Consider the following 1,244-nt stretch of genomic DNA (forward strand, 5'->3'; position numbering starts at 1 on the left):
TTTCAACGATCAGGCGTTTGCCTTTTCCTAGGATCGATTGAAACAGCATGCCCGAAGGATCAATGAGAGATTGGAGTTTCTGGATGATCTCAGGAAGGTGAAGGGGAGGTGACGGCTATACCGCCGAGAGTCCGGGGTGCGTAGACTCTTGATCAATGAACATCTGATTTACAAGATCATACCATTGTTCGGGATAGTGTCCCGAGACGTGGTGTAACTTTGTTTTCCGGTTCTGGCCGGTTTGTCGGTTACAGAGCGGCGATCATGGCCGGGTCCATTTGTTTATTCTGGCAGATGGCGGCGACGGTTTCCAGTGTCATGTAACGGCGGGAGACGGCCCACTCATCATTTTGTTCCAGCATAATGGCACCGACGAGCCGGATGACGGCGGCGTCGTTCGGGAAGATGCCGACCACATTGGTGCGCCGCTTGATCTCCTTGTTCAGCCGTTCCAGCGGGTTGGTAACTGGTATTCCACCCTCGGTGCCGATGTTCGGCTGGGTCTCATCTGATCCGGTTTATGCTGCGAGCGTCCGGGACAGAGGCACCGGGAGCACGAAGGTGCGGGCAGGCCGATCCATACGATGAGCTGCGAGCTCGTGTTAGTAGCTGGCCGCCTCTGCGACTCGCCCGGTTGCGCCGTGAGCGCGAATCCGTAGTTGTCGTGTTGCCCGCCGCTCCCGTCTATCGAAACAGACGCAGGAGGCGCGCATGCGACGCGTGATCGGAATCGACATTCACCGGACCTTTGGGGAGGTGGTGATCTGGGAGAACGGTTTGACCCGCCATGAGGGACGGGTCGACATGACCCGCACGGCGCTGGAAGGCTTCGCCAGGCAGCTCCAACCGACAGACGAGGTGGTCATAGAGGCGACCGGCAATGCCATGGCGGTGTCGCGAGTGCTCACGCCCTTCGTGGCGCGTGTGGTGATCGCCAATCCACTTCAGGTGAAGGCCATCGCCCATGCCCACGTGAAAACAGACAAGGTCGACGCAGGCACCCTGGCGAACCTCTACGCGGCTGGCTACCTGCCGCAGATCTGGACGCCGGACGCGGCCACCGAGCGACTGCGTCGGCTGGTGGCGCGGCGCTATCAGGTCGTGCGTCATCGCACGCGGATCAAGAACGAGGTGCATGCGATCCTGCACGCGCATCTGATCCCCAAGTGTCCGCATGCTGACTTGTTCAACAAGCGCGGACGCGCTTGGTTGGCAGACCTCGCACCACAGACCTTCGTGAGGTG

General features: G+C 59.9%; 1 protein-coding gene and 1 pseudogene. One reads left to right on the forward strand and one right to left on the reverse strand.

Features of this window, described 5'->3' with window-relative positions; all coding sequences use genetic code 11:
- Positions 1-248: 248 nt before the first annotated feature.
- Positions 249-464: pseudogene (locus E1297_RS01680) on the reverse strand (transposase); the annotation flags it as partial.
- 247 nt (positions 465-711) lie between these two features.
- Between E1297_RS01680 and E1297_RS01685 the strand changes: the two are divergent.
- Positions 712-1,244: transposase (locus tag E1297_RS01685; RefSeq protein WP_155133089.1), on the forward strand; the 533-nt coding region annotated here is incomplete at its 3' end.

The sequence above is a fragment of the Roseibium sp. RKSG952 genome, assembly GCF_009711355.1.